Source organism: Streptomyces boluensis (assembly GCF_009908195.1).
Classification (GTDB): domain Bacteria; phylum Actinomycetota; class Actinomycetes; order Streptomycetales; family Streptomycetaceae; genus Streptomyces; species Streptomyces boluensis.
This window is the reverse complement of sequence record NZ_JAAAHS010000526.1, coordinates 1-4,207: the sequence shown is the minus strand read 5'-3', so window position 1 is coordinate 4,207 and position 4,207 is coordinate 1. Positions and strand designations below refer to the sequence as shown.

Sequence of the window (4,207 nt, the reverse complement as noted above, 5' to 3'; positions counted from 1 at the left end):
GCCCACCCGGCCGATCGTGTCGACGTACACCGGCACCCTCGCCACCGAGGAACAACTCACCTCGCCCGACTACTGGACGGACCAACTCCGGGGCACCGTCCGCTTCGCCGACGCGCTCGGCACGCTCGACGCCCATGACGTCACCACGTACGTCGAACTCGGGCCCGACACCACCCTGACCGCGCTCGCCGGGGCCACGCTCGCCGACGGCACCGCCACCGCCGTGTCGCTGCTCCGCCCCGGGCAGTCCGAGCCCGACGCCACCACCCGGGCGCTCGCCACCCTCCACAACCACGGCACCCGCATCGACTGGAACGCCTACTTCGACGGCACCCAGGCGCAGCCCGCTCCCCTGCCCACGTACGCCTTCCAGCACGAGCGGTACTGGGTCGAGCACGCACCCGGGCTGACCGACGCGGCCGGGCTCGGGTTGCAGCCGGGCAGTCATCCGCTGCTCGGCGCGAAGGTCGAACTCGCTGACGGGGAAGGGACGTTGTTCACCGGCCGGGTGTCGGTGCGCAGCCATCCGTGGCTGGCCGGGCACCAGGTCCTCGGCGCCGCCGCCCTGTCCCCGGCCGCCGTGGTCGACCTGGTCGTGCGGGCCGGGGACGAGCTCGGCGCGACCTCCGTGGACGAACTCACCGTGCACACACCGCTGGTGCTGCCGCCGGGCGCGCCGTTGCAGCTGCAGCTCACCGTGGGTGCGGCCGACAGTGCGGGGCGGCGTACGTTCGCGCTGCACGCGCGGCCGGACGGCGCGGACGTGCCGTGGACGGCCGGTGCGTCCGGCCTGTTGGGCACCGGGTTGGGCACCGGGTTGCGTTCCGTGTCCGCCACCGAGCAGGGCGGCGCGTGGCCGCCCGCCGACGCGATACCGGTCACGGTGGACGCGGCAGGCGCGGAGCACGGTCTGACCGGGGTGTGGCGGCGCGACGGCGAGCTGTTCGCCGAGCTCGCCCTCGCCGAGGAACGGCACTCTGAGGTCGGCGAGTTCGGCCTGCACCCCGCGCTGCTCGACGCGGCACTGCACCTCGCGGCGCTGGACGGTGGGCCGGACGGCCCGGAGGCCGGTATCGCGGCGCGCTGGAGTGACGTACGGCTGTACGCGACGGGGGCGACCTCGCTGCGGGTGCGGCTCGACCAGGACGCGGCGGGCGACGGTGCGGTGGCCCTGCACCTGGCGGATCTCGCCGGGCAGCCCGTGGCGACGGTCGGCACGGTGCGGGTACGCCCCGTGGCCGCCGACGAGGTCGACCGGCTGCTCGCCCGGCGCGAGGACGCCCTGTTCCACGTGGACTGGCACCCCGCCGACCTGCCGGTGCCTTCGCGCGGGCCCGTCCTCGCCGCGCTCGGCGCCGACCACGCCACAGTGGGCGCGGCGGCCGCGGCGGCCGCGTCCGGTGCCCTCGACGCGCTCATCGTCCGCCAACAGCCTGCCGAATCCGGCCAGTTGGCCACCACCCGGGCCCGTACGCACGAGGCCCTGCGGCTCGTCCAGGCGTGGCTGTCGCACGACCGGTCGGGCAGCGCCGCGCTGGTCCTGGTCACCCGCGGGGGTGTCGCCGTGGACGCCGATGACGTGCCCGACCCGTCGGCCGCCGCGGTCTGGGGGCTGCTCCGCTCCGCCCAGTCCGAGGCGCCGGGCCGGATCGTCCTCGTCGACTCGGACACCGACCTGGACACCGACCTGGACACCGGGCCGGACGCCGACCTCCTTGCGGCCGTCGTCGCCTCCGGGGAACCCCAGGTGGCGCTGCGCGGCGGCCGGGTGCTGCTGCCGTCGGTGGTGCGCACCCCGGCCGTGCCCACCGCCGGCACGGCGGGCACCGGGCGCTGGAACCCCGACGGCACGGTCCTCGTCACCGGCGGTACGGGCAGCCTCGGCGCCCTGTTCGCCCGGCATCTGGCCGAGGAGCACGGCGTACGGCATCTGCTGCTGCTCAGCCGGCGCGGCCCCGGCGCCCCCGGCGCCGACGAGCTACGCGCCCAACTCGCCGCCCACGGCGCCACGGTGACCCTGGTGGCCTGCGACGCCGCCGACCGCGACGCCCTCGCCGCCGTACTGCGCGACATCCCCGCCGAACACCCGCTGACCGGCATCGTGCACACGGCAGGGGTCATCGACGACGGGCTGATCACCGACCTGACGCCGCAGCGCCTCGACGCGGTCCTGCGGCCCAAGGCCGACGCGGCCTGGCACCTGCACGAACTCACCCGCGACCTGGACCTGACGGCGTTCGTACTGTTCTCCTCCATCGCCGGGGTGATCGGCGGCGCCGGGCAGTCCAACTACGCGGCCGCCAACGCCTTCCTCGACGGACTCGCCGCCCACCGCGCCGCCCTGGGGCTGCCCGCCACCTCACCGGCCTGGGGCCTGTGGGAGCAGGCGTCCGGGATCACCGGCGACCTCAGCGAAGCCGACCTGGCGCGGATCGCACGGGCCGGGTTCCGGCCCATCGCCTCCGACCAGGGCCCCGGCCTGCTCGACCTCGCCCTGGACGGCCCGCACCCCGCGCCGGTGCTGACGCCGCTCGACCTGGTGGCGATGCGGGACCGGCCGGAGCGCACCCCGCACCTGCTGGCCGGGCTCGTCCGCAGGCCGGTGCGGCGCACGGCCACCAACTCCGCACTCGGCGGCGCCGACCTGGCCGCACGCCTGGCCACGCTCACCGAGGCCGAGCAGCTCGACCTGGTGCGGGAGGCGGTCACGGCGGAGATGTCGCTGGTGCTCGGGCACGCCGACGCCACGGCCATCGGCGCCGACCGGTCCTTCGCCGAGCTCGGCTTCGACTCGCTGACGTCGGTGGAGCTGCGCAACCGGCTCGGTACGGCCTTCGGGCTCCGGCTGCCGGCGACGCTGGTCTTCGACCACCCCACGCCGCAGGCGATGGCCGGGTACCTGCGGGCGGCGCTGGTCGACGACGCGGACCCGGGCACGGGCGGAGCCGGCCCGGCCTCGCGGGACGAGGTGGACTTCCCGGCGGAGGTCCGCCTGGCGGCCGACATCGTGCCGGCCGCGGAGACCGTTCGATCCACGGCGGACCCGCGGGAGATCCTCCTGACCGGTGCGACCGGCTTCCTCGGCGCGTTCCTGCTGCGGGACCTGCTGCGGGACACCCGGGGCCGGGTGCACTGCCTGGTGCGGGCCGCCGACGCGGCGGACGGGCTGCGGCGGCTGCGCGAGAACCTGGAGTGGTACCAGGTGTGGGACGAGGCCGACGCGCACCGCATCGAGGTCGTCGTGGGCGATCTGGCCGAGCCCCGGCTCGGGTTGGCCGAGGACGCCTTCGACGCGCTGGCCCGTACCGTCGACGTCGTGTACCACGCGGGCGCCACGGTGCACTGGCTGCGGCCGTACACCTCGCTGCGCGCGGCCAACGTGACCGGCACCGAGGAGGTGCTGCGGCTCGCGGCCCGGCACCGCACCGTGCCCGTGCACTACCTGTCGACCACAGGGGTGTTCGCGGGCGAACTCGCGGGCGGCGACCCCCTCAAGGTCACGGACCCGACCGGCCCGGTGGAGGCGCTGCCCAGCGGCTACCTGCAGAGCAAGTGGGTGGCCGAGCAGCTCGTCGGGCTCGCCAGGGAACGGGGCCTTCCGGTGTCGGTGTACCGGGTCGACGTGATCTCCGGCGACCAGGTCAACGGCGCCTGCCAGACCCGTGACTTCGTCTGGCTGAGCCTGCGCGGCCTGATCCAGGCGGGCGCCGTACCCACCGGCCTGGTCGGCAAGGTCCACCTGACCCCGGTCGACTATGTGAGCGCCGCCGTCGTCGCCCTGTCGAAGCAGCCGGACACCGCGTCCGGCACGTTCCACCTGTACAACCAGAGCCACGGCAGCTTCGCCTCGTTCATCGGCCAACTGCGCTCCTACGGCTACGAGTTGACGGAAGCCGACTGGGAGAGCTGGAGCGCACGGGTGCGGTCCGACAGCGAGAACGTGATGCTGCCGCTCCTCGAGGCCTTCGAGATGATGGCCACCGACAACGCGGCCTTCTACCCGCCGGTCGACACCAGCGTCGCCGAGCACGCGCTGCGCGACACCGACGTCACCTGCCCCGAGATGAGCCCGGAACTCTTCGACCGGTACGTGCGCTTCTTCGTACGGGCCGGCTTCTTCCCGCAGCCCGCCCGAGCCGCCGCCTGACACCGACTCGCCTTACCCATCCGCCTGTTGACAAGCGGGCCGCCCGCCGCCCCTCGGGGC

At 75.0% G+C, this 4,207-nt stretch carries 1 protein-coding gene; it reads left to right on the top strand.

Annotation, left to right across the window (positions count from 1 at the left end; all coding sequences use genetic code 11):
* Positions 1–16 precede the first annotated feature (16 nt).
* On the top strand, positions 17–4,147 hold the full coding sequence (locus GUY60_RS35170; RefSeq protein ID WP_312866545.1) for a thioester reductase domain-containing protein: 4,131 nt from the start codon (positions 17–19) through the stop codon (positions 4,145–4,147).
* Positions 4,148–4,207 lie beyond the last annotated feature (60 nt).